Below are 22,326 nucleotides of genomic sequence, written 5' to 3' on the forward strand. Positions count from 1 at the left end.
GTGTGAATTATGGGGTTAAATATTGCGCGACAACACCAAAATTCAATCGTTCAATGCGTGGCATGCGCTCAATTTTTGTCACTCAGCGGGCCTGCTCCAGCCCCAGCATCATGCGCGTTTTGCGCAGCGTCCCCGGGGGTAACGGCAGATAACCGTCGTGATTCACCAACGTCTGCCCCTGCACCGAAAGCACGCGATCAAGGAACGCTGCGGTCAAGGGTTCCAGCGGTTGGTTAGGTGCTTTATTAATGTAGATATACAAGTAACGCGCCAGCGGATAGCTGCCGTTGCGCACATTGGTTTCCGTCGGGGTCACATAGTTGTTGCCTGATTCCGCCAGCGGCAGCAAGCGCACCCCGCTGGCACGAAAGCCAATGCTGGCATAGCCGATGCCGCTTAACGATCCCGCCACCGCCTGCACCACCGAAGCCGAGCCGGGCAATTCGTTCACCCGCGCCATAAAATCACCGCCACACAGCGCGCGCAGCTTGAAGTAGCCGTAAGTGCCAGAAGCGGAATTGCGGCCAAAACGTTGCAAAGTGCGCTGTGCCCAACTGCCCTGAAGCCCCAGTTCGCCCCAGCGCTGAATCGCGGTGTTTTCGCCACAGCGGCGGGTGGAAGAGAAGATCTGATCGAGCTGCTGCAAGTTCAGCCCACGCAACGGATTATCCTGATGCACCAGCAGCACCAGCGCATCAACGGCCACCGGCACCGCCAGCGGCGGATAGCCATAGCGATGCTCAAACGCCGCCACTTCCGCCGCTTTCATCGGGCGGCTCATCGGCCCCAGTTGCGCCGCGCCCGCCGCCAATGCGGTAGGAGCCGTTGAGGATCCGGCAGCCTGAATTTGCAGGTTAACGTTAGGATAGTGCTGGCTGAAATCCTGCCCCCACAGCGCCATCAGATTAGCCAGCGTGTCGGAACCGGCGCTGGAGAGATTGCCGGAAAGCATCCCGTCCGGCTGCGCCAGCGCTCCAGAGCTGAGCAACAGCATCAGGCAAAACAGCAATCCTTGGGTGAATCGGGCCATTACCAAGTCCACGCGTTAATTTTTCACCGCATTCTCTGACAAAGCGGCGGGCACAATCAACCGATTAGGCAGGGTAAAGATGAAACGCGTGCCGATACCGGGCTCGCTCAATATTTCCAGCCGTGAATCATGGTGGCTGAGCGCATGTTTGACGATCGCCAGCCCCAGCCCGCTGCCGCCGGTCTGGCGTGAACGCGCCTTATCCACGCGGTAGAAACGTTCGGTCAGCCGCGGGATATGTTCGGCAGCAATGCCCGGCCCGCTATCGCTTACCTGGAACTGCGCCCCCTGCGGCGTTTGCTGCCAGCTCACTTCAAGATTGGTGCCCGGCGGCGTATGGTTAACGGCGTTGTACACCAGGTTGGATACCGCACTGCGCAGCTGATCCTCGTTACCAAACACTCTGAGGTTTTCGTTTACCCGGAAGCTGATCGCATGGTTGCCATTGCTAAGCGACTGCGCCTCACGCTGCAAAACCCGCAGCATCAGCGGGATATCGACCTTTTCGTTCATATCGATGTTGGGTGCTGCCTCAATGCGCGACAGCGTCAGCAGTTGCTTCACCAATCCGTCCATACGTTTGGTTTGCTCCTGCATGGTGCTCAGCGCTTTGCCGCGCAGTGAACCATCAAGCTCCTGATCGCTCATCATCTCCAGGTAGCCTTGCAGCACCGTCAGCGGTGTACGCAGCTCATGGCTGACGTTGGCGAAGAAGTTACGGCGCGCGCCTTCCAACTGGCGCATCTGGGTGACATCACGCGCCACCATCAGCAGTTGCCCTTCGGAATAGGGCATCACGCGGAATTCGACAAAGTGCTCATTATTCAGTTGCAGCGTCAGCGGCTTGGAGAATTCCTGCTGTTGCAGATACTGGCTGAACTCCGGATAGCGCAGCAGGTTAAGGATATGTTGGCCGTTATCCTCCGGCCAGCGGAAGCCCAGCAGGTGCTGCGCCAAGCCGTTACACCAGAAAATATTGCCTTCAACGGTGGTCATCACTACCGCATCGGGCAACGATTCCGCCCCGCTGCGAAAGCGTTTGATCAACAGCGCCAGCTCACGGCGGCGGCGGCGGTTACGCTGCTGCATCTGATACAAACCGTAAAACAGCGGCTCCCAGCTCCAGCGGCCCGGCGGCGGCGTCATGCTGCGATCGACCCACAGCCAGTGAGAGAGTTTGAGTTGGTTATAGAAATTCCACACCAGTGCAATCAGCACCGCAACCAGCAGGAACCAGGGCAAAAAACCAAAAATCAGCCCCAGCAGTAAAGCAGGCAAACAAAAAAGGGCCAGCTCAATCGCCAGCCTCTTCCACGATAGGCGTTCTAACACGGCATCTGCTCCAACATTGCGCGATTAATAGCGCGTTGAGAACCGGTAGCCGGTGCCCCGAACGGTTTGAACCATCTTGTCATGACCACTGGTCTCCAGCGCCTTACGCAGCCGGCGAATATGCACATCAACGGTACGGTCTTCTACATAAACGTTAGTGCCCCAGACGTGATTAAGCAACTGTTCGCGACTGTAAACCCGTTCTGGATGAGTCATAAAGAAGTGTAACAGCTTGAATTCGGTCGGCCCCATATCGAGCGCCTGTTCATTTGCCATCACCCGGTGTGAGGAAGGATCCAGGCTCAGCCCCTGCATTTCAATCACTTCTTCCACCGCCATCGGTGAAATACGGCGCATCACCGCTTTAATGCGTGCCACCAGCTCTTTTGGCGAGAAGGGTTTGGTGATGTAATCATCCGCCCCCACTTCCAGGCCGCGCACCCGATCTTCTTCTTCGCCGCGTGCGGTCAGCATCATCACCGGGATATCGCGGGTCAGCGCTTCGCGTTTCATGTGCTTGATAAACTGGATGCCAGAACCGCCGGGCAGCATCCAATCGAGCAACACTAAATCAGGGAACGGCTCGGACAGGCGCGCAATGGCACTGTCGTAATCCTCGGCTTCCAACGGTTGGTAACCATTCTGTTCCAACACAAAGCACACCATCTCACGGATCGGCGCTTCGTCTTCCACCACCAGTATGCGTCTTGCCATCGTCAACCCTGCCAATGTGTTATTAGGCTATTTTGCGGCGCCATTATGCGTCAGTTTTGTGACACTTTTATGAAAATCACCACTGCCTTTGCGGCTCTAAGCATAGTGATTATTCTAACGATCAAAGAAAAACCATTTAGATGTCATAATGCTTGCGTCACGACAGGGCACTCAGCCCCCTTATAATCACCGCAATTATATTTTATGCAGGGAGTATCATGCGCCTGATTCATACCTCTGACTGGCATCTGGGCCAATACTTTTTCACCAAAAGCCGCGCCGCCGAGCACCAGGCCTTCTTGCGCTGGCTGATCGAACAGGTGGAACAGCAGCAGGTGGATGCGCTGATCGTCGCCGGGGATCTGTTCGATACCGGTTCCCCGCCAAGCTATGCCCGCGAACTGTACAACCGCTTTGTGGTGGAATTGCAGCACACCGGCTGCCAGTTGGTGATCTTGGGTGGCAATCATGATTCCGTGGCCACGCTGAATGAATCACGTGAACTACTTTCCTGCCTGAATACTACCGTAATTGCCAATGCGCAAACGGCGATCGAATCGCAGATCCTGGTGCTCAAGCAGCGCGACGGCCAACCGGGTGCGGTGCTGTGCGCCATCCCGTTCCTGCGCCCACGCGATCTGCTCACCAGCCGCGCCGGGGAATCCGGCACGCAAAAACAGCAGGCCTTACAGGAAGCCATTGCCGAGCATTATCATAATCTGTATCAGGCGGCCTGCGCGCGCCGCGATGCGCTGGGCTTGAAGCTGCCGATCGTCGCCACCGGCCACTTAACCACCGTGGGGGTGACCACTTCCGATTCGGTGCGCGATATCTACATCGGCACGCTGGATGCCTTCCCGGCGCAGGCCTTCCCCCCGGCCGACTACATTGCTCTTGGCCATATTCACCGCGCCCAGAACGTGGCTAAATCCGAACATATTCGCTATAGCGGCTCGCCGATTCCGCTCAGCTTCGACGAACTGGGTAAAGCCAAAAGCGTATTGATGGTCGATTTCGCCGACGGTGCTCTGCAACAGGTGACTGCGCTGGAAGTCCCCACCTTCCAGCCGATGCAGTTGATCAAAGGCGATCTTCAGCAGATCGAACAGCAACTGCGGCAATTTGCCGATTATCAGGGGGAACTGCCGGTTTGGCTGGATATCGAAGTAGCCACGCAGGATTACCTTAGCGATATTCAGCGCCGCATCCAGCAACTGGCCGATGATCTGCCGGTCGAGGTGCTCTTGCTGCGGCGCAGCAAAGAGCAACGCCGCCTGGTGATCGCCCAGCAGGATAAAGAAACCCTGAATGAACTGAGCGTTGGCGACGTATTCGAACGGCGGCTGGCGCTGGAGAGCGAAATGGCAGAACCGCGCCAACAACGGATGCGCCAGATGTTCCAACAGGTGGTCGAAACCTTACACCAGGATGAGGAGCCCTCCGCATGAAGATCCTGAGCCTGCGCCTGAAAAACCTGAACTCGTTGCAGGGCGAGTGGAAAATCGACTTCACCACCGAACCCTTCGCCAGCAACGGGCTATTTGCCATCACCGGCCCGACCGGCGCGGGCAAAACCACGCTGCTGGATGCGATTTGCCTGGCGCTGTATCACCAAACGCCGCGCCTGAACGTCACGCCAAGCCAAAACGAACTGATGACGCGCCATACCGCTGAATCACTGGCGGAAGTGGAGTTTGAGGTGAAAGGCATCGGCTATCGCGCCTTCTGGAGCCAGCGCCGCGCCAAAAACGATCCCACCGGTAACTTACAGGCCCCCAAAGTGGAGTTGGCGCTACGGGAAAGCGGCAAGATCCTGGCAGATAAAGTGCGGGATAAGCTGGATCTGATCGCCTCGATTACCGGGTTGGATTTCGGCCGTTTCACCAAATCGATGATGCTGTCACAGGGGCAGTTTGCCGCGTTTCTCAATGCCGACGCCAACGATCGCGCCGAACTGCTGGAGGAACTGACCGGCACCGAGATTTATGGCCGGTTGTCCGAGCGGGTATTTGAGCAGCACAAGCAGGCGAAAACCGATCTGGAGGCCCTGCATCATCGCGCCAGCGGTATTGAACTGTTGAATGACGAACAGCGCCAAACTCTGGAAAACCAGCTCCGCACCCTTAGCGCTGAGGAGCAACAGCTCAGCCAGCAGGCGCAGCAGCGCCAGCATCAGTTGAACTGGCTGCAACAGTGGCACAACGCCCAACGGCAGTTGCAGGAATACCAACAGCAGCTCAGCGCCGTGCAGCAGGACACTCAGCAGGCGGAACCACGCTTGCAGCAGTTGGCACGCAGCGAACCGGCAGAAAAGCTGCGCCCACGGCTTGATGAGCGCAACCGCTGCCAGCAAGACAGCCTAGCCCTGCAACAGCAGATCGCGCTGTTAGTGCAACAGCAGCAACAGCAAATGGCGCAGATCGCTCCGTTGCAGCAGCAGTTCGAACAGGCGCAAACGGCAAAACAGGCGCAGATTGAACATCAACAGCAGCAGCAGAACCTGATCGATAAAGTGGTGCCGCTCGATCAGCAGATTAGCCAGTTACAAAACACCCTGGCTGAGACGCAAAAAGAGCTTAGCGACAACCAAAAACAGTATGAACAACAACGCCGCACGCTGGAACAACTGGCAAACCAGCGCACACAGCTTGCCACTTTGGCGGGCCAAGCTCAGGCGAAACAGGCCGAGCTGACCAGCGCGCTGGAACAACAGCGGCAACAGCAGGCAGCACTGGAAAAGCAATCTCCACAGGAGAAACTGCGCCTGCGCCAAACGGAACTGGCCGAGCTACGCCCGGTGCGCCAACAACTGTCTAACTTGGCGTTGCTGTTTCAACAAGGCCAGCAGTACTTGGAGCAGCAACGGCTGGAGTTTGATGCTCGCCAGAAACAGTTGGCTGAGGCAGAAACTCAGCTTGAGAGCACCCGCCAACAGTACAAACAGCACAAAAGCCATCTCAATGACGTTGAGAAAACGCACGAGCTGGAAAAACTGATCGTCAGCCTGGAGGCCGAGCGCGCCCGGCTGCAAACCGGTGATCCCTGCCCGCTGTGCGGTTCCACCCACCACCCGGCGATCGCCCAGTATCAGGCAGTTAAACCCTCAGAAACCGCGCTGCGCCTAGTAGAAATGCGTGCAACAGCCGAAGCGCTGCATACGCAAGGCACCGAACTGCGCGCGCGCAGTGAAAGCCTGAAAGAACAGCAGCAACAACTGCAACAGCGCTTGAAACAACAAGAGCAGCAGCAGGAACAGCATTTGCAAAGTTGGCAAACGCTCAGCGCACCGCTGGCGTTTGATTTTACCCTGCACGATACGCAGCACCTGAACGATTGGCTGGCAGCCTGCGACAGCGAAGAGAACCAGGCTCAACAGTGGCTATTGCAGCACGATCGGGCCGCCCGCGCCGTTCAGCAGGCCAAAGATGCGCTGAACGTACTGCAACAGGAGCAGCAGAAAACCCAGCAGGACATCGCGCTGCTGGACGAGCGTTTTAACCTGCTGCAAACAAACCATGCACAGACCCAGCGCCAGCTTGAAAAGTTGCAACAATTGGTGCAGCAACAGGAGCAAAACCTGGCTGAACTGCATCGCCAACGCAGCACGTTGTTTGGTGAACAGCAGGTAGTGCAGGTTCGCCAACAATTGCAGGCGGCGCAAACGGCCTGCGATAACGCCCTCAAGCAGGCCACAGAACGGCTGAGCCAAGCGCAGGAGCAGCGCGACCGCTTAATGGGCCAACTCACCGGCCTCCAACAGCAGCAACAGCAGTATGCCGATCGCTTGCAACTGGCTGAGCAGCACTGGCAACAGGCGCTCGCCAGCAGTGAATTTACCGATGAAGCGGCGCTGCGTGCCGCCTTGCTCGAAGACGGCGTGCGCCAGCAATTACAGCAAGAGAAAGAACGGCTACAGCAGCGCCAGGTGCAAGCCAGCACCCTATTGGCCCAGGCAGTGCAAACGCTGGAACAGCAGCGCCTGAGCCGCCCGGCGGATCTGGACGAGGCATTGGCCACCCCAGAAGCCCTGAACCAATTGGTCGAACAGCTAAAAACGCTGCAACTGCGCCAAGGGGAAGTGCGCAACCAATTAAGCAGCGATGCGCAGCGCCGTTTGAACCAGCAAACGCTGTTTGAGCAGATCGCGCAAAGCCAACAACAGTACGATGACTGGAGCACGCTCAATCAGCTGATTGGCTCGAAAGAGGGCGACAAATTCCGCAAGTTTGCCCAAGGGTTAACGCTTGATCATCTGGTGTATCTGGCCAACCACCAGCTTGGCCGCTTGCACGGGCGTTACCTGTTACAGCGCAAAACCAGCGATGCGCTGGAACTACAGGTGGTGGATACCTGGCAGGCCGATGCTCTGCGCGACACTCGCACCCTATCGGGCGGCGAGAGCTTCCTGGTCAGCTTGGCGCTGGCGTTGGCGCTGTCGGATCTGGTGAGCCATAAAACCAGCATTGACTCGCTGTTCCTTGACGAAGGCTTCGGCACGCTGGATGCCGAAACGCTCGATACCGCGCTGGACGCCCTCGACAGCCTCAATGCCACCGGCAAAACCATCGGCGTGATCAGCCATGTTGAAGCGATGAAAGAGCGCATCCCGGTGCAGATTAAGGTGAAAAAAGTCAACGGGCTGGGCGTCAGCAGGCTGGAATCACAGTTCCGCATCGAATAAGCCGTTCAGTAACGAGAGTGATAAGAAGTGTGATCACGGCGGCAGTACAAGGCGAAAAGCGTTGAGCCGCGGCTGACAATGGTTATCATGCGGTAGAATTACCCTAAATAATTCAAGTTGCAGGAAGGCGGCGACGCAGCGAGTCCCCAGGAGCTTACTCCAGTAAGTGACTGGGGTGAGTGAGGAAAGCCAACGCATCTGCAGCTTGAAGTATGACGGGTATAAAAGGATTGTCACTGTATAATATATATAGGCAAAACCTGACCTCCGGGATCGCTCCTGGATGTCAGGTTTTTTCGTTTTCAGCGGGTTTGAAAAGCCAGGAATAGCCATGAAAATCGCTAAAATACTTAATAATAACGTAGTGATTACGCTGGGCGACCATCAGGCAGAAACGGTGGTAATGGGGCGTGGCATTGGCTTTAAAAAGAAAGCCGGTGATAGCCTCGATGAAAGCCTGATCGAGAAAGTGTTTACCCTCAACAGCGGCGAGATGAGCGAACGTTACAAAGAGCTGCTGGCGGAAATTCCGCTGGCTTGCATTACCACCGCCGATCGGATTATCACCCTCGCCCGCCAAAAGCTGCCGGGGAAACTGCACAACATCGTCTACATTACGCTGACCGACCATATCCACTTCGCGTTGCAGCGCCATGCGCAAGGGCTGGATATCAAGAACGTGCTGCTGTGGGAGATCAAAAAGCTCTATCCGAACGAGTTTGCCCTTGGGCTGGAGGCGTTGACGATCATCGCCCAGCGCCTGGAAACCCAGCTACCGGAAGACGAAGCCGGCTTTATTGCCCTGCATCTGGTCAATGCCCAGCTTAACGACGAAATGCACAACACCCTGCATATCACCCGCGTGATGCAGGAGATCCTGAATATCGTCAAATACCATTTCCGCTTTGATTACAATGAAGAGGCGCTCAGCTATCACCGCTTCGTCACCCACCTGAAGTTCTTCGCCCAGCGCCTGCTAGGGAAAAACTACGTCGACAGCGACGATGATTCGCTGTACCAGGTAGTGAAAGACAAATATCACGAGTCCTTCGCCTGTGCTGGCAAAATCAACCAGCACATCGAGAAGCACTATCAGCACCGGCTGACCCGTGAAGAGATGATGTTTCTGACCATCCACATTGAACGGGTGCGCAGCGAAAGCGAGGGGAATTACATCGCCAAGGAGTGAAGTTTCCCTCCTTGGCGAAGCTCATTGATCACTGCGGCCACAGCCATGCTGCGCCGCGCACGCCGCTGGAATCGCCGTGGATCGCTTTGCGGATCGGGGTTTCGCATTCGCCGCCAAACACCCAGGGTTTCACCAACTGCGGCACGTTCTGGTACAGGCGATCCACGTTACTCATGCCGCCCCCGAGGACGATCACATCGGGATCAAACAGATTGATTACATGCGCCAGAGACTTCGCCAGCCGCATTTCGTAGCGCGCAATCGCCCGTTCAGCAGTGGCATCCTGCTGCTGCACCAGCGCCATGATCTCATCCCCTTTCAGTGCAGCCCCGCTCAGCCGTGCATAGTCGGTGGCAAAGCCGGTGCCGGAGATAAAGGTTTCAATACAGCCCTGTTTACCACAGTAGCAGGGCACTTCGGCGCGAAAGCGCAGTTCGTCATCATCCAGCCAGGGCAGCGGATTATGGCCCCATTCGCCGGAAATACCGTTCCCCCCGGCGTGTACCTGGCCATTAATCGCCACACCCGCGCCGCAGCCGGTGCCAACGATCACCGCAAACACCGTTTGGCTGCCCGCCCCGGCACCGTCGGTGGCCTCTGACACCGCCAAGCAGTTGGCATCGTTCGCCAGCCGGACTTCTCGCGCCAGCATGGCCGAAAGATGTTTATCCAGCGGTTGGCCGTTCAGCCAGGTTGAGTTAGCGTTCTTCACCAGCCCGGTAAAAGGCGACAGCGTACCGGGGATGCCGACGCCAACCGAACCTTGCTGGCCGGTTTGCTCTTCCGCCAACCTCACCAGCCCAACAATGGCGGCCAACGTCTGCGGATAGTCATGACGCGGCGTGGCAATACGGTGGCGGAACAGTTCCCGCCCGTCATTGGCTAACGCGATCACTTCAATTTTTGTGCCACCCAGATCAATACCAATGCGCACGATTTTTCTCCTCAACGCACCACAACAACGGATATACAGCCTAATGTAACCCAGATAAAAAATCTTTTACTCACTGTTAGCGTTGCAGAAAACGCGTCACAGAAACGCGGGAGCCGACGCAAATCGGTGGGAATAAGGCGCTTTTTCAGCGTCAATTCGTTATCATGCCGCCCTGCTTTTGACGAATCTGCGTGCGACCCGCAAGAGAAATTCGGGGTACAAATGCACGCCCAGCCAGGGATAACACTATGCTGTGGTTTAAGAATTTGATGGTTTACCGTTTGAGCCGCGACGTTGCGCTAAACGCGGATGAAATGGAAAAACAGCTCAGCGCCTTTGCGTTCACCCCGTGTGGCAGCCAGGATATGGCGAAAACCGGCTGGGTCTCGCCAATGGGCTCTCGCAGCGACGCACTGACGCACGCCGTTAACGGCCAAATCATGATCTGCGCCCGTAAAGAAGAAAAGATCCTGCCTTCGCCAGTGCTGAAGCAGGAGCTACAGACGAAGATCGATAAGCTGGAAGGCGAGCAGCACCGCAAGCTGAAGAAAACCGAGAAAGACTCGCTGAAAGATGAAGTGCTGCACAGCCTGTTGCCGCGCGCCTTCAGCCGTTTTAACCAGACCTTTATGTGGATCGACACCGTCAACGGTTTGATCATGGTGGATGCCGCCAGCGCCAAACGTGCCGAAGATACTCTGGCACTGCTGCGCAAAAGCCTGGGTTCGCTGCCGGTAGTGCCGCTGACCATGGAAAGCCCGATCGAGCTGACGTTGACCGAATGGGTGCGCTCCGGTGAACTGCCAGCCGGTTTTATCATTCAGGATGAAGCCGAACTGAAGGCCATTCTGGAAGACGGCGGCGTGATCCGCTGCAAGAAACAGAACCTGATCAGCGATGAGATCGCCGTGCATATTGAAGCGGGCAAGCTGGTGACCAAACTGGCGGTAGACTGGCAGGAGCGGATCCAACTGGTGCTGGCCGACGACGGCTCTCTTAAACGCCTGAAGTTTGCCGATGTATTACGCGAGCAGAACGATGATATTGACCGTGAAGATTTCGCTCAGCGTTTTGATGCCGATTTTATCCTGATGACCAGCGAACTGGCAGCGTTGATCAGCAATACCATTGAAGCCTTGGGTGGCGAAGCGCAGCGATAACGCGAGCAAAGCCGCCGGGATGCAATGGTTGCACCCCGGCGGTAAATTATTTACTCAGATAACGGCAAAGGTATGCGGTTGCATCAGCAACCTGTAGGTTGAACTCACTGTGTCCCGGCACGAAGAATTTTTCGCCTGGCGTAAAGACCTGCCAGTCCGGCGCGCCCGGCAGCAGCACTTTCAATGCCCCGGTGATCACCGTCATTTCCTCCGGCTGTGCGGTGCTGAAGGTGTACTGCCCCTCCTCCATCACACCGATGCTGGTAAGACCGATGCTGCTACTATCGAAACCGATAGACTTCACTTTTCCGCCAAAATACTCGTTCACTTTCAGCATAGACTGGCCCCCGCATTATCATCTTAGTGGAGTTCCATATTGGGGGATTGAGCCTGATCTGTCACTGGTTTTTCACACGAAATGCGATCACGCCGCACGGGAAGGTTGCAGCGTTTTTTTCTGGTTGATCAAAACAACCGTGCAGAATAAAAAACGGGGCCAAAAGGCCCCAAACGATTAACAAGTCTAAAAGAAAAATTAACAGGTTCAGATAATGCGGTTATTGCCGCCGTTGCAGATGGCTCATACTGCCATACAGCGCCAGCAGTTGAGCATACTCTGCGGCGTCATAGAAACTACAGGTACCGCGCCCGAACTCTTTCGCCACTTCCACGGCAAATTTCACCGTTAACGCGATGTCCGTTTCATGGCTGGCCCCGGTGCCACAACCCGGCACCACCGACTCCGTGCAGATCGCCACGCCAACCACCGGCGCCGTGGTGGCGGTTGAGGGCTGCAAAATACTGTTGAGATGGTGCACACCATTACCATAGGGCGTGATGTCCTGCATGGTGATCGGAAACGTCACCGCCGCGCGGCCGCTGGTCATCTCCATAATACGCAGCAGGTCTTCCGCCACCCGCAGGATGTATCCCTCTTTTACCGTCGGCGACAGCGCATAGCCTTTGTGATTGATGATCCTGTTACCTTTGGTGGTATCGATCGACAAAATAGCATCCGCTTCCGGCACCACTTCATGGTCATTCATCGTTACGTCATCGATCGGTGAATCCATAAAATCCACCGGCTCGTGCGGGCGAGTTGGCGCATTCGGGCAAATATGGGTGGTAACGATCACGTCCCCCGGCAGCACATCGCCTTTGCGCTGCATCTCTGCCAGCTTCAGGGCGCAGGCGATCGCCGCAATAGCGCCATCACCGTCAGAGACCAACCCGATACGCGTTGGGCGCGCACCAATGCCCCCCAGCCGCCCAATGATCCCCAGCGTCAGAGCACTACCACCTACGCTTTTGCCTGCATTGCCCACAATCTCAATGCGGACAAAATCGGTCGACCCTTTTGCCCCGCTGGCGCGATGGGTGCTGGCCTTAACCGCCGGATATGGCGCGAATAAGTCAACAATGTCCTGGCCGCTGACGTGTGCGTTGTCGATTAACTCAAAAACCTGCAGCGTTTGTTGCAAACTCATGTTCTATACCTCGCAAATTTTGTGTATCAATGCGCCCAGCGTTATTTCCCTTTGCTGGAAAAAATCGAATTAAAGAAGTTGTACAACGCGTCACCGGCAATAAACCCGGCCGCCATAATCTCCATTGGGGTACGGCCTTTATCGCCCCAGCGCTTGATGATCAGAATACGCAGCGTAATCCCCACCACCACGGCCCAACCGGCCAATGGGTTGTTGATCAGCAAACCGGTTGCCAGCAACACCCCCAACTGGCGTTTTGGCCCGCCGATAAACTGCACGATGGCCCCCGGAATAGCCCAAATCAGCAGGCTGAAGGCGATACCCGGCTGCGCACCGGCTTCGATAGTTTTGGCATACACGCGCGCCACCGGCGGAACCAGTTCCTGTAGGAAATAACTGCTGTAAGAGAAATAAACCACCGGAATGGCGATCACGAAAGCAATCATCGCGGCAATCAACTGAATGCGACGCCCCAGCAGTTCCTGCTGCAAGTCCTTACCGTAACCCCGCAGGATAAAGCCCGCTTTCAGGTCAAAGCCCATATCGGCAAACGCCGGGCCGGTAGCGGCGGTGAAACCGGTGAGAATACACAGCGCCAACGGCGGGAAGCCGATCAAAATGCCGATAATCAGGGTGATCAGCGCCACGGCAAAGGCCGGGAACCAACCGGAATGCATCGCCGCGATACCGACGATCAACTCATGCACAAAGGCGGCAAAAGCGGCATAAATGACAAACAGCAGCAGCATGGTCAGCGACATTTCGCTGTACAGCCCCCCTGCCAGCGCCAACATTGCGGCGATCGCCACATAGCCCACCGCTCCCAACCCAAGCGCTTTACGCACCTCGCTGTCAGGCTGCGTATGGGTGGAGACGGTATCCGCCTGCTTGTTGCGGATCACCTGGACCACCTGAATCAACGCCACCAGCCCAGCCCCCACCATCACTCCGTGTGGAATATACTGCACGTTGAGATCCACCCCGGTCAGCGGCTGGCCGTAAGCGCGCAGCAATAGGCCAATACCGAACATGCTCAGCGCCCAGATGTTGCCGATAAATGCGGTACCGAAGGCCGCCATCGGGATCTTGAGCATCGAACCGGCAACCCCGACGACCACGCCCACCACCAGCAGCCATGCCTGTTTGCCGCCCCGATCGCCAGCCTTGATGGCTTCTGCGGCCGCCACGCCCGGCGGCCAAGCATTGGCGGCGGGAAACACTTTGGTATCAAACAGGCGGTACAGCAGATAGGCATCCAGCAGCATCGCAGCCGCCACGCCGCAAAACATCGGCATAATCAGTTGGGGTTGCCCCATCACGTAAGGAACAGCAATCGGCATCAGCAGGCTGTTGGCCGCGCCGAAGGTGGCAGAGGAGATCACCGTCTGCGCCAGATTCTGCGTATGTATGGAGCGGTAACGCTGGAACATCTGCAACGGAATACGCGCCAGCAACATGGCAAACAGCGCACCGATGATCGAGGTATTGGGCGTTACGCCCAAAGTCGTGATCAGTTGCACCCCGATAATGGCACCGATGACGGACAGCACGACCATCACCAACAGCGTGCCGATGTCTTTTAACGGATTAATGGCTTTCTCTGGTTTCATAAACAGTGTCCCTGAATATCCCTGTTGTTTGGCGAAAATAATATTTCGGGCATAAGCTGCCGCCGCAGTTCCATTATTTGGAACTTACAGTGAAATGTTTTATTACCTGCCTTAGCCTGATTAATTGCCGCACGGTAATTAAACCGTCAGCAAATGCCTCTGGTGTTGGCATTCCAATTAATTAAGCCGTAACGCTGTTTTCTCGGTGAAGGGGATTCCTAAACAATCTGCTGCCAATACTCATCACCAAGCCTTTCTGCCAACTGCCGGGAAACCACCATTAATGCCTCAAGAACCTGAGGCGAGTAAGGTTGCTCGTCGGTCTGAGAGGGAAAAGATAAACATAACCCCACCGTCTCACTGCGGTGTTTATTGGTTACCGAGGTTGCCAGTGAGCTGATCCCCGGCAGCGTTTCGTTACACGCCAATGACCAGCCCTGCTGCCTGACTTGTGCCAGTTTTTGCAGCAACGCGTCCAGCGTTTGTGGTGAGTTGGGAGAAGCGGCCTGATAGCCTGCCGCAAAGCGCTCACGCACCTGCTCATCACTTTCCCGCGCCAGCATCGCCCGGCCTACAGAGGTTCCGGCTGCCGGTGAACAAACACCAACCGGTGTGACCACCTGCAAAAAGTGACGCCCAGGGAAGGTACGCATCACCCGGCTTTCACTCCCTTCCAGCATCGCGATATAGCCTGTGCAAAAGGTCAGTTGGTTGAGCTGAGCCATCAGCACCGTCGCACTTTCCACCAGCGGCGTTGACAGATAATGGCTGGCCACCGAAAGCAGTAAATGCCCGATCTTATACAGACGGCTTACCGGATCTCGCTCCAGCATCCCCTGGCTTTCCATGGTTTGTAACAGGCGCGAAACCGTGCTTTTCGGCAAGCCAAGCTGCTCGACCACATCAGTGAACGAAATCCCCGGCTGGCCGTAGGCCATACGCCGCTGAGAAAATAGCTTTAACACCGCCGAGGCATTTTCTAAGGTGGTCATGGCACGCCTTGTTCCATTATATGGAACTCAGTTCCTAATCAATATTTAGAAACTAAAACCCGTACCCCTTATCGTCAAGCAGTTTATTTTTTATATGCGCAACCCATTGCAGAAAATAATGCTTCGATAAATAAAACACAGCACAGATAGCAGAGTTATTGCTGATGAAAGCTTGTGGATGTCCGTTATAGAATATAAATTCCAGCACAAAATGCTAATAAAGATAATTCCACCAAGAATGGTCAAACAGGCTATTAATATCGAAGGTTAACTCTTTATGGCTAACGAAGAATGATGAGAGTGGATTAGAGGAACACGTTAGCCCTTCACTTTTTACCTCAGTAAATAGGGCTATGGTAGAGAACGGAGCACCAGAAAATGTGCCCCTGAGGGGATTTATTTCACCGTTTCACACTGCAAGACCGCGAGGATTTGTTCCACCACCTGCGCAGGAGGGAGGGTTCCGTCCATCACATAATGGGCGGCTTCTTGATACAGCGCTTCGCGCGCTGCCAGCACTTCCAGCATTTCTTCAGCGATGGGGCGGCCAGTCAATGTCGGGCGCTGCGCATCTTCCGGGTATTCTTCCAGCCGCCGTGCTAACACGCTGGCAGGTGCGCGCAGGTAAATCACCGTACCGTGCTGGCGCATAAACCGGCGATTTTCTTCCGCCAGGATCGCACCGCCCCCTGTGGCAACCAAGGTTGACGGCTGAGTCACCTCTTGCAAAGCCAGAGTTTCACGGCGGCGGAACCCTAGCCAGCCCTCTTGCGCCACCATTTCCGCCACGCTCATGTGCGCGGCCTGCTGCATAAACAGATCGGTATCAATGAACTGATAACCCAAGGCCTGCGCCAACGCGCTACCCACCGTGGTCTTACCGGCTCCGCGCGCGCCTACCATAAAAATGGTTTGTGTCATTACGGGTTGTCCCTTATGCGGTGACTTGAATGCGTTGGTTTGCCAGCAGAATATCTGGCAGGCAGATCGAACGATGGCTGCTGCATCATACCGCCCCCACACTGTATTTCAATCTTTACGACAGTGTAAATGCTATAGCGCTGCGCTTCCTGCGCCAACATGGCCCGCAATTGATCATCCTGTTGGTTCAGAGCACGCTATTTAAGCAGATTTTCCCGTTAGCAGGAACCTATTGTTACAGTCAGTAAAACCCTACACAACTCAAGTAACCGCTAGATGACAGATATAACCGCAGCTGGCCACACGGCGGCAACGCGGTGGTGATGCTCTGATTAACGTGGCGTGCAGACATACACCAACGCGGGCGGAAAGTTGCGTACTTCAAGCTGCTTTTTCCAATGGAAATAGCGTGAAAGCAGCTTTTCTGACAAATGGCTGTATTGAAACAGCACCAGCGTGCCGTTACTGGCCCGCAAATCCTGCTGCGCCTGCTGCAAAATACGTACGCTGACCTTTATCGGGAGCGACAGCAATGGCAGGCAGGAAAAGATCACATCATAATTGCGCCCCAAGTTTTCTGCCGAGCAGGCCATCACCCGTAGACGATCGTCATCAATCAGCCGTAAGCGGCGTACAAAACTGGGTTTGATTTCATAGGACTCCAGTTGGGCATCGGCACGCATGTGCCTCAGAATACGTTTGGTCAGCACACCGTTTGCAGCACCCAGTTCAGCAATCGACAAAGCCTGCGACCAATCAATCTGATTCAGCATCGCCTGGCATAACCAAGGGGAAGAAGGCGCCAGCGAGCCTACCGTACGGGGGGACGCCATAAATTGCTGAAGATAAGATAAATGGTTTTTCAGTTGCATCCGTGTCGCATGTAGCATTGAGGTATCCTTTGGTTGAATCCCTCTAATCTGGACTGAATTCATTAAGGTTTCATTAACAGAATTGCTAAAAGCACAGATACAGTTGTAATAAAATGCAACCAACAGCGACGGGCGGACAAAAAAAGCTGCGGTAATAATCAGTCAATAATCATAGCATTATTGGTCAGATTATTATCCACAGCCGTCTATTATATTATCCAAACTTTATGAGCAGATGATAAATATATTACCGTTAATAAATTAACGATAAATTTCCGCATTACCACGCCAATCGCTGGAATCACCTGGGTTATCCAGACCAATGATACGATAATGTGTTGCACCATCTTTCATCGCTTTCTGTTTTAACGCGTGGATCGCATCATCTGGTGAACCACTGATGCCAGAGACCGAGACCACTCCCATGCTCTGCATGGTGCTGGCCTGGGTATTGTCGACCTGTTTAACGGACATATCCGCGGCCAGAGTGGAGAATGAAGCAGTGGCGATCAGTACGGCAGCGATGCAAGGTAATAGTTTCATGATTGACTCCGTTATTTTGCTTGTTAACTCGTTCTCAGTGGTGTTAATTATCGGCCAACCAGTGAAAACGGACGTCATCCAATGTAAAGAAACTCAATCATTGTGAGTAAAACAAGGAGAAGATAAGAATATTTATTTCCTGAACAATACTGAACTGCATTTATGATCTAATTTTAGGTCATAGTTTATGAAAATAAAAATTCTATTTACCCGATTAAGTCAAATGCTCTAATTTTTAACAGTTTTTAATCACCATTGGCATCGACACTACGCTGCATTTTCTGACAAAACGCCGCTGACAAGCACGTGGTGCATCAACAATAGGTCATCACAACCAACATACCTGCCATTTAGGATATGGTTAACATACTAATATAGATAATAGTAATAACTAACGTTTAGCAAATAAAACCAACACTCAATTTATCGTCATAAAGAGAAACAACTTAACTAACAAAAATGAAATAAAAACGGCAAACTTAAGATTTAATCAGGTAATAACCAAGAAAATCACTTATACAAAGGCAAAAAACATCAGTGAAAGAAGATATTTTCTTAAAATCAATGCAGTGATATGGACAAAGCAAAAAGATAGGGATTTAATACTGGCCGTAATCAAGGGCATATCAGGCACAATGATTTACACCTGTTAATTTTTAATTCGCAGATTAATGTTGGCTACGTTCACAAACCCGAAAAACTTACCACGTAAGATTATCAGGCGTTGTTCGCCTGCTGCTTATCTGCAATTCATTGGGTATAAATCATCGTAATAAAAACAGAGCTTCCATAGTTTTTATCACTGATACCAATCTATTTTATCTTGCAGGATGCAATCTATGTCAAAGCGACTCTTTGCCGAATTTTTTGGCACATTTTGGTTGGTGTTCGGTGGTTGTGGCAGCGCAGTATTGGCCGCCGCATTCCCACAACTGGGGATTGGTTTTACCGGCGTAGCTTTAGCGTTTGGCCTCACCGTAGTCACCATGGCTTATGCCGTCGGCCATATTTCTGGCGGGCACTTTAACCCGGCCGTCACCGTAGGCTTATTTGCCGGTGGCCGTTTCCCGGCAAAAGATGTTGTTCCCTATGTTATTACTCAGGTTATCGGTGGTATTGCGGCAGCGGCGGTGCTTTATTTAGTCGCCAGCGGTAAAACCGGTTTCGACGCTACCGGCGGTGGCTTTGCCTCCAATGGCTACGGTGAACATTCACCAAACGGCTATTCTTTGCAGGCCGCTATCGTTATTGAGCTGGTGCTGACCGCATTCTTCCTGATTGTTATTCATGGTGCGACAGATAAACGTGCACCGGCAGGGTTTGCACCACTGGCTATCGGCCTGGCATTGACGCTGATTCACTTAATCAGCATTCCGGTCACCAATACCTCCGTTAACCCAGCGCGCAGCACCGGTGTGGCGATTTTCCAGGGCACCTGGGCATTGCAGCAACTGTGGGTATTCTGGTTAGTGCCATTGATTGGCGGCATTGTTGGCGGGCTGATTTACCGCTGTCTGCTGGAAGACAAAAAGTAAGTACTATTTTCAGGGCAGCCCTCTCTTGGCTGCCCTGCCCTATTTACCCCTTTGTAACCTCAAACATCATGATGTCGCTGGTAAACGAACCATCGGCCTGAATGGCGAAATGCTGCCGCACATCCTCTGCTACCCCAAGCTGTAAGGCGCGAATCGCGGTGACAAAATGTTCAGGGGTACGCATCCGCGCCACCCAACTGCTGAACTCCAGATCCAGACGATCCGAAGTCACTTCCCGCACCACCAACCCAGCCTCAGTAAACATCGCCAGCCATTCGCCCGGCGCATAGTTGCGCACGTGTGAGGTATCGCGTAACACTTCTACCGTCTGCAAATAGATATCCAGCAAAGGATGGCCCGGCGAAATCACATCCATAAAGATGGCTCGACCACCGGGTTTCAGTACCCGCTTCACCTCGCGCAGTGCCCGGCCAACGTCGTGCCAGTGATGCGCCGAATAGCGGCTGATCGCTATATCAAAACTTGCATCGTCAAACGGCAGCGACTCCGCCACGCCTTGTTGTACCTGAATATTCCCCAACCCTTTCTCCGTGGCGGCTTTACCAACCACTGCCAGCATCTGCGCGGACAGATCGTACGCCACCACCTGGGCTACCTTTGCCGCGGCGACAAAACTGGCATGCCCGGCACCACATCCCAGATCAAGCAGCCGAGCTTTACTGCTGCCTTCCAGCAGGCGCGCCAAGCGTTGCAGATCTTTCCCCTGTGCGTGTACGGCACTGCTCAAATAGGCCTGAGCCTGTTCGCCGAACTGACGTTCGACCGCATTCTTATGGCTGTCGCTGATGCTCATATTTACTCCCGTTATGGATGTTCTGAAGCGACTATAATTAACTTACTATACGGGTACAATATGACCATTTATCCTAGTATCGACAGGTACCACCCTATGGAATCAGACACTTTATCCGGCCCAAAAGCCCTAGGGGCTTTTCTGCGCGCGCACCGGGAACGGGTAACACCAGAAATGCTGGGCCTGCCCACGGCCCCGCGTCGCCGCACCAGCGGCTTACGCCGCGAGGAACTGGCACAAATCAGCGGCATCAGCGCAACCTGGTATACCTGGATCGAACAGGGGCGGGAGGTATCCATTTCGCCCTACACGCTGGCGCGCATTGCTAAAGCGCTGCGGCTCGGCCATGCCGAACGCCACTACCTGTTTACGCTGGCGCGCATCACCGACCCGGAGTTGGAACAGTTGCAAGAAACGGTCAACGCCGCCGTACTGGAAAGCGTGCATCAAATGACGGTGCCTTGTTATCTGCTGGATCTCACCTGGAATATGGTGGCCTGGAATCAGCAGGCGGAAAAGCTATTCAGCGGCTGGCTGGAACAGGCCAAGACCCCAAACCTGTTACATTTTATGTTCTTCCATCCTCAGGCAAAGCAACTGGTCAGCAATTGGGAAGATCGCGCCCGGCGCGTGGTGGCAGAATTCCGGGCTGAAACCAGCCATCATCAGGGAACCGAAGAGATACGCGCCTTTGTGCGCAACATGACGCACAACAGCGAACCCTTTCATCATTGGTGGAAGCAGCAGGACGTCATGGCGCGCGAAGGAGGAGAGCGCACCTTTACCCATCCATTACTGGGCGCGCTGCATTATCAGCAGGTCACCTTCTACCCTGCCGAGCACCCTGGGCTGAAGCTGGTGATGTTAATGCCGCTGTCGTAATGGGTAACAAATTCATGGACAGGTTTACCTGCCATTTATTAGCGTCTGTAAACGCGCTTCAGCGCGTTTCGTTATCGCTGATTTTTGCCAGCGCCATGCGGTAAGCCTTCACCTTTTTGCGTTTCTTCAGCCAGGTAGTGGCAGAAACAACAAAAATGGCCCCAGACATGGCCAGCACCCCAGCAGGGTGGTCATAAAACACCATCAAAATAAAGTAAACGGCTGAAACAATCGCCACCCATTTCGCCGAATTCCCTACGGCATTTTTCTCGTGGGTTAAGCGGCGGATCGACTCTTCTTCGCTGATTCCCATACACCCTCCTTGTTGGTTGAAGGTTCCATTATATGTTGCAGGAGTGCTGATATTTCAATCGATTGCACAGTAAAGAAGCGTAAATATCAGCAAATGGCGTGGTGGTAGGCCAGCGCATTGAAACGCCAGCCAATGCGGCAGCAGTTGACCGCTCTTTAAAAGATAAATCAGCCAGTGATCTCGATGGCATTGCCGTCAGGATCGCGAATAATCGCCTCATAGAAGCCGTCGCCGGTCCGGCGCGGCACAGCCAGCAGAATACCGTCCTGTTTGGCCCGCTGCGCCAATTCGTCCACCCGCGCCTCACTGCCCAATGAAAGGGCAATATGCGCCCAACCGATACGCTCCTCCCCTGGTTTACCCGGCAGCAGACCGGGAACGGTCATGATCTCCAGCGTTGGCCCCTCAGCCAGCTTAACGAAGCGGGAAACAAAACCAGGGCGGTTTTTACTCACATACTCTTCCCCCGCCACACCGTTGAAATAACGCAGCCAGAAAGCAACCTGCGCCTCAATATCCTGCGTCCATATCGCGACATGCGCTATTTTCATCATCATTCTCCTCGGGTGATAGAGATATCCGCCGCAGTGTGTCATCAGCGGTTCAAATTCGCTTTGGGACAATAATACCACTGGCAAGATGTTGGCTATACTGGAAAAGTAGTGCCACCGCAAGCGTAACCTATTGGGCGCTAAGGGAGAATGATGTTATTGAGAATCGCCAATTGGCTGTTTCAACTTCCAGGCAGGCTGCTCGCACCGATCTTCAGAAATCGCCTGACGATACTGATCTTTTTCATGCTGATTGCCGCAGGCATTTTTGCCGCCAAACGCCATCTGTATGCGCAGCAACATGAAGATCCGGCGGCGCTCGATGCACCAAAGCATTACCTGATCCAGCGCGAAATTCCTTTGCGGGAGGCTCGTGAACATTGCGGTGGGCCGTTGCACGATAATCAAGGGCGACCCTGGCCTGCCGTTGCTGGCTATCTGCATCAGCCGGAATGGCAAACCGGCAGTTCCCTGCGGGAGTTCACTCTGGATAACCGGCGCAACGCTTTTGCCGTGCTGGTCAAACTGGAGAATGCCTTGGCGCCACGGCAGCCTGCTGAAGTGTTTATCCCCGCCACTGGCAGTTTCACGGTTAAAATGGATGCGGCTGGTGAATATGTTATGAAGGTCAAAAACCTCACAAGCGGTTGCAGCTTCCGCTCAGCCACCCTCTCCGTAGCGGATCATCAGGGTGGGCCGCTGCCATTGAGATTATCGGGAGAAGGATCAGAACCCTATCACCCGATCAACGATAATGAGTACTAAC

General features: G+C 54.3%; 22 protein-coding genes. 8 read left to right on the forward strand and 14 right to left on the reverse strand.

Features of this window, described 5'->3' with window-relative positions; all coding sequences use genetic code 11:
* Positions 1-82 precede the first annotated feature (82 nt).
* The 3 genes from ACX1CU_RS18370 to phoB are packed head-to-tail and all read right to left on the reverse strand — an operon-like array spanning position 83 to position 3,076.
* A complete protein-coding gene (locus ACX1CU_RS18370) occupies positions 83-1,030 on the reverse strand; it encodes a PstS family phosphate ABC transporter substrate-binding protein (protein ID WP_459399674.1) in 948 nt (315 codons plus the stop codon).
* A gap of 15 nt (positions 1,031-1,045) precedes the next feature.
* On the reverse strand, positions 1,046-2,362 hold the full coding sequence (gene phoR, locus ACX1CU_RS18375) for a phosphate regulon sensor histidine kinase PhoR (RefSeq protein ID WP_459399675.1): 1,317 nt from the start codon (positions 2,360-2,362) through the stop codon (positions 1,046-1,048).
* Positions 2,363-2,386: 24 nt separating this feature from the next.
* Positions 2,387-3,076, reverse strand: coding sequence for a phosphate response regulator transcription factor PhoB (phoB, locus tag ACX1CU_RS18380; protein ID WP_459399676.1), 690 nt, complete (start codon positions 3,074-3,076; stop codon positions 2,387-2,389).
* 218 nt (positions 3,077-3,294) lie between these two features.
* On the opposite strand from phoB, the gene sbcD reads away from it, so the two are divergent.
* The 3 genes from sbcD (at position 3,295) to licT (ending at position 8,946) form a co-directional block, all read left to right on the forward strand.
* On the forward strand, positions 3,295-4,524 hold the full coding sequence (gene sbcD / locus ACX1CU_RS18385) for an exonuclease subunit SbcD (RefSeq protein ID WP_459399677.1): 1,230 nt from the start codon (positions 3,295-3,297) through the stop codon (positions 4,522-4,524).
* Positions 4,521-7,757, forward strand: a complete 3,237-nt coding sequence (gene sbcC / locus ACX1CU_RS18390; protein ID WP_459399678.1) for an exonuclease subunit SbcC — start codon at positions 4,521-4,523, stop codon at positions 7,755-7,757. Before sbcD ends, sbcC begins: the two co-directional genes overlap by 4 nt.
* 331 nt (positions 7,758-8,088) lie before the next feature.
* Positions 8,089-8,946 carry a BglG family transcription antiterminator LicT gene (gene licT / locus ACX1CU_RS18395; protein ID WP_459399679.1) on the forward strand — a complete coding sequence of 286 codons (858 nt, stop codon included), beginning with the start codon at positions 8,089-8,091 and terminating at the stop codon, positions 8,944-8,946.
* A 28-nt stretch (positions 8,947-8,974) separates the two neighbouring features.
* Here licT and mak read toward each other — a convergent pair whose 3' ends face one another.
* Positions 8,975-9,880, reverse strand: a complete 906-nt coding sequence (mak, locus tag ACX1CU_RS18400; protein ID WP_459399680.1) for a fructokinase — start codon at positions 9,878-9,880, stop codon at positions 8,975-8,977.
* Positions 9,881-10,128: 248 nt separating this feature from the next.
* Between mak and rdgC the strand changes: the two genes are divergently transcribed.
* Positions 10,129-11,040, forward strand: coding sequence for a recombination-associated protein RdgC (rdgC, locus tag ACX1CU_RS18405; RefSeq protein WP_459399681.1), 912 nt, complete (start codon positions 10,129-10,131; stop codon positions 11,038-11,040).
* A gap of 46 nt (positions 11,041-11,086) precedes the next feature.
* Here the strand turns inward: rdgC and ppnP are convergent, their stop codons facing one another.
* The 5 genes from ppnP to aroL form a co-directional block, all read right to left on the reverse strand.
* The gene (gene ppnP, locus ACX1CU_RS18410; protein ID WP_459399682.1) at positions 11,087-11,377 is read right to left on the reverse strand and encodes a pyrimidine/purine nucleoside phosphorylase; all 291 of its coding nucleotides are present in this window, start codon (positions 11,375-11,377) and stop codon (positions 11,087-11,089) included.
* Between the two features lie 220 nt (positions 11,378-11,597).
* The gene (locus ACX1CU_RS18415; RefSeq protein ID WP_459399683.1) at positions 11,598-12,527 is read right to left on the reverse strand and encodes a DUF1177 domain-containing protein; all 930 of its coding nucleotides are present in this window, start codon (positions 12,525-12,527) and stop codon (positions 11,598-11,600) included.
* 41 nt (positions 12,528-12,568) lie between these two features.
* The gene (locus ACX1CU_RS18420; protein ID WP_459399684.1) at positions 12,569-14,137 is read right to left on the reverse strand and encodes an OPT/YSL family transporter; all 1,569 of its coding nucleotides are present in this window, start codon (positions 14,135-14,137) and stop codon (positions 12,569-12,571) included.
* Positions 14,138-14,355: 218 nt separating this feature from the next.
* Positions 14,356-15,129, reverse strand: coding sequence for an IclR family transcriptional regulator (locus ACX1CU_RS18425; protein WP_459399685.1), 774 nt, complete (start codon positions 15,127-15,129; stop codon positions 14,356-14,358).
* A gap of 396 nt (positions 15,130-15,525) precedes the next feature.
* A complete protein-coding gene (aroL, locus tag ACX1CU_RS18430) occupies positions 15,526-16,050 on the reverse strand; it encodes a shikimate kinase AroL (RefSeq protein WP_459399686.1) in 525 nt (174 codons plus the stop codon).
* 29 nt (positions 16,051-16,079) lie between these two features.
* Here aroL and ACX1CU_RS18435 point away from each other — a divergent pair, with 29 nt between their 5' ends.
* Entirely contained in the window at positions 16,080-16,298 is a 219-nt protein-coding gene (locus ACX1CU_RS18435) for a hypothetical protein (protein ID WP_459399687.1), read from the forward strand.
* 84 nt (positions 16,299-16,382) lie between these two features.
* Here the strand turns inward: ACX1CU_RS18435 and ACX1CU_RS18440 are convergent, their stop codons facing one another.
* Both ACX1CU_RS18440 and ACX1CU_RS18445 read right to left on the reverse strand, forming a co-directional pair.
* The gene (locus tag ACX1CU_RS18440; protein ID WP_459399688.1) at positions 16,383-16,940 is read right to left on the reverse strand and encodes a class I SAM-dependent methyltransferase; all 558 of its coding nucleotides are present in this window, start codon (positions 16,938-16,940) and stop codon (positions 16,383-16,385) included.
* 243 nt (positions 16,941-17,183) lie between these two features.
* Positions 17,184-17,465 (reverse strand): YdgH/BhsA/McbA family protein, encoded by a 282-nt coding sequence (locus ACX1CU_RS18445; RefSeq protein WP_459399689.1) that lies wholly within the window; start codon positions 17,463-17,465, stop codon positions 17,184-17,186.
* Between the two features lie 839 nt (positions 17,466-18,304).
* On the opposite strand from ACX1CU_RS18445, the gene aqpZ reads away from it, so the two are divergent.
* Positions 18,305-19,000 carry an aquaporin Z gene (gene aqpZ, locus ACX1CU_RS18450; RefSeq protein WP_459399690.1) on the forward strand — a complete coding sequence of 232 codons (696 nt, stop codon included), beginning with the start codon at positions 18,305-18,307 and terminating at the stop codon, positions 18,998-19,000.
* A 43-nt stretch (positions 19,001-19,043) separates the two neighbouring features.
* On the opposite strand, the gene ACX1CU_RS18455 is transcribed toward aqpZ, so the two are convergent.
* The gene (locus tag ACX1CU_RS18455; RefSeq protein WP_459399691.1) at positions 19,044-19,814 is read right to left on the reverse strand and encodes a class I SAM-dependent methyltransferase; all 771 of its coding nucleotides are present in this window, start codon (positions 19,812-19,814) and stop codon (positions 19,044-19,046) included.
* Between the two features lie 96 nt (positions 19,815-19,910).
* Here ACX1CU_RS18455 and ACX1CU_RS18460 point away from each other — a divergent pair, with 96 nt between their 5' ends.
* On the forward strand, positions 19,911-20,696 hold the full coding sequence (locus ACX1CU_RS18460; RefSeq protein ID WP_459399692.1) for a helix-turn-helix transcriptional regulator: 786 nt from the start codon (positions 19,911-19,913) through the stop codon (positions 20,694-20,696).
* A gap of 58 nt (positions 20,697-20,754) precedes the next feature.
* Here ACX1CU_RS18460 and ACX1CU_RS18465 read toward each other — a convergent pair whose 3' ends face one another.
* Positions 20,755-21,009 (reverse strand): ABC transporter ATP-binding protein, encoded by a 255-nt coding sequence (locus ACX1CU_RS18465; RefSeq protein ID WP_459399693.1) that lies wholly within the window; start codon positions 21,007-21,009, stop codon positions 20,755-20,757.
* A 167-nt stretch (positions 21,010-21,176) separates the two neighbouring features.
* Positions 21,177-21,560, reverse strand: coding sequence for a VOC family protein (locus ACX1CU_RS18470; RefSeq protein ID WP_459402856.1), 384 nt, complete (start codon positions 21,558-21,560; stop codon positions 21,177-21,179).
* A 150-nt stretch (positions 21,561-21,710) separates the two neighbouring features.
* On the opposite strand from ACX1CU_RS18470, the gene ACX1CU_RS18475 reads away from it, so the two are divergent.
* A complete protein-coding gene (locus ACX1CU_RS18475; RefSeq protein ID WP_459399694.1) occupies positions 21,711-22,325 on the forward strand; it encodes a hypothetical protein in 615 nt (204 codons plus the stop codon).
* Position 22,326: the final 1 nt, after the last annotated feature.

It is taken from the genome of Serratia sp. D1N4 (assembly GCF_054552755.1).

Coding starts and splice junctions, on each gene's coding strand:
- ACX1CU_RS18470 (WP_459402856.1), bottom strand. CDS start 21,560: ATGAAAATAGCGCATGTCGCGATATGGACGCAGGATATTGAGGCGCAG.
- phoB (WP_459399676.1), bottom strand. CDS start 3,076: ATGGCAAGACGCATACTGGTGGTGGAAGACGAAGCGCCGATCCGTGAG.
- sbcD (WP_459399677.1), top strand. CDS start 3,295: ATGCGCCTGATTCATACCTCTGACTGGCATCTGGGCCAATACTTTTTC.
- ppnP (WP_459399682.1), bottom strand. CDS start 11,377: ATGCTGAAAGTGAACGAGTATTTTGGCGGAAAAGTGAAGTCTATCGGT.
- ACX1CU_RS18370 (WP_459399674.1), bottom strand. CDS start 1,030: ATGGCCCGATTCACCCAAGGATTGCTGTTTTGCCTGATGCTGTTGCTC.
- ACX1CU_RS18420 (WP_459399684.1), bottom strand. CDS start 14,137: ATGAAACCAGAGAAAGCCATTAATCCGTTAAAAGACATCGGCACGCTG.
- ACX1CU_RS18455 (WP_459399691.1), bottom strand. CDS start 19,814: ATGAGCATCAGCGACAGCCATAAGAATGCGGTCGAACGTCAGTTCGGC.
- ACX1CU_RS18425 (WP_459399685.1), bottom strand. CDS start 15,129: ATGACCACCTTAGAAAATGCCTCGGCGGTGTTAAAGCTATTTTCTCAG.
- ACX1CU_RS18440 (WP_459399688.1), bottom strand. CDS start 16,940: ATGCTACATGCGACACGGATGCAACTGAAAAACCATTTATCTTATCTT.
- ACX1CU_RS18460 (WP_459399692.1), top strand. CDS start 19,911: ATGGAATCAGACACTTTATCCGGCCCAAAAGCCCTAGGGGCTTTTCTG.
- aqpZ (WP_459399690.1), top strand. CDS start 18,305: ATGTCAAAGCGACTCTTTGCCGAATTTTTTGGCACATTTTGGTTGGTG.
- ACX1CU_RS18465 (WP_459399693.1), bottom strand. CDS start 21,009: ATGGGAATCAGCGAAGAAGAGTCGATCCGCCGCTTAACCCACGAGAAA.
- licT (WP_459399679.1), top strand. CDS start 8,089: ATGAAAATCGCTAAAATACTTAATAATAACGTAGTGATTACGCTGGGC.
- ACX1CU_RS18435 (WP_459399687.1), top strand. CDS start 16,080: ATGCGTTGGTTTGCCAGCAGAATATCTGGCAGGCAGATCGAACGATGG.
- aroL (WP_459399686.1), bottom strand. CDS start 16,050: ATGACACAAACCATTTTTATGGTAGGCGCGCGCGGAGCCGGTAAGACC.
- ACX1CU_RS18475 (WP_459399694.1), top strand. CDS start 21,711: ATGATGTTATTGAGAATCGCCAATTGGCTGTTTCAACTTCCAGGCAGG.
- rdgC (WP_459399681.1), top strand. CDS start 10,129: ATGCTGTGGTTTAAGAATTTGATGGTTTACCGTTTGAGCCGCGACGTT.
- ACX1CU_RS18445 (WP_459399689.1), bottom strand. CDS start 17,465: ATGAAACTATTACCTTGCATCGCTGCCGTACTGATCGCCACTGCTTCA.
- sbcC (WP_459399678.1), top strand. CDS start 4,521: ATGAAGATCCTGAGCCTGCGCCTGAAAAACCTGAACTCGTTGCAGGGC.
- ACX1CU_RS18415 (WP_459399683.1), bottom strand. CDS start 12,527: ATGAGTTTGCAACAAACGCTGCAGGTTTTTGAGTTAATCGACAACGCA.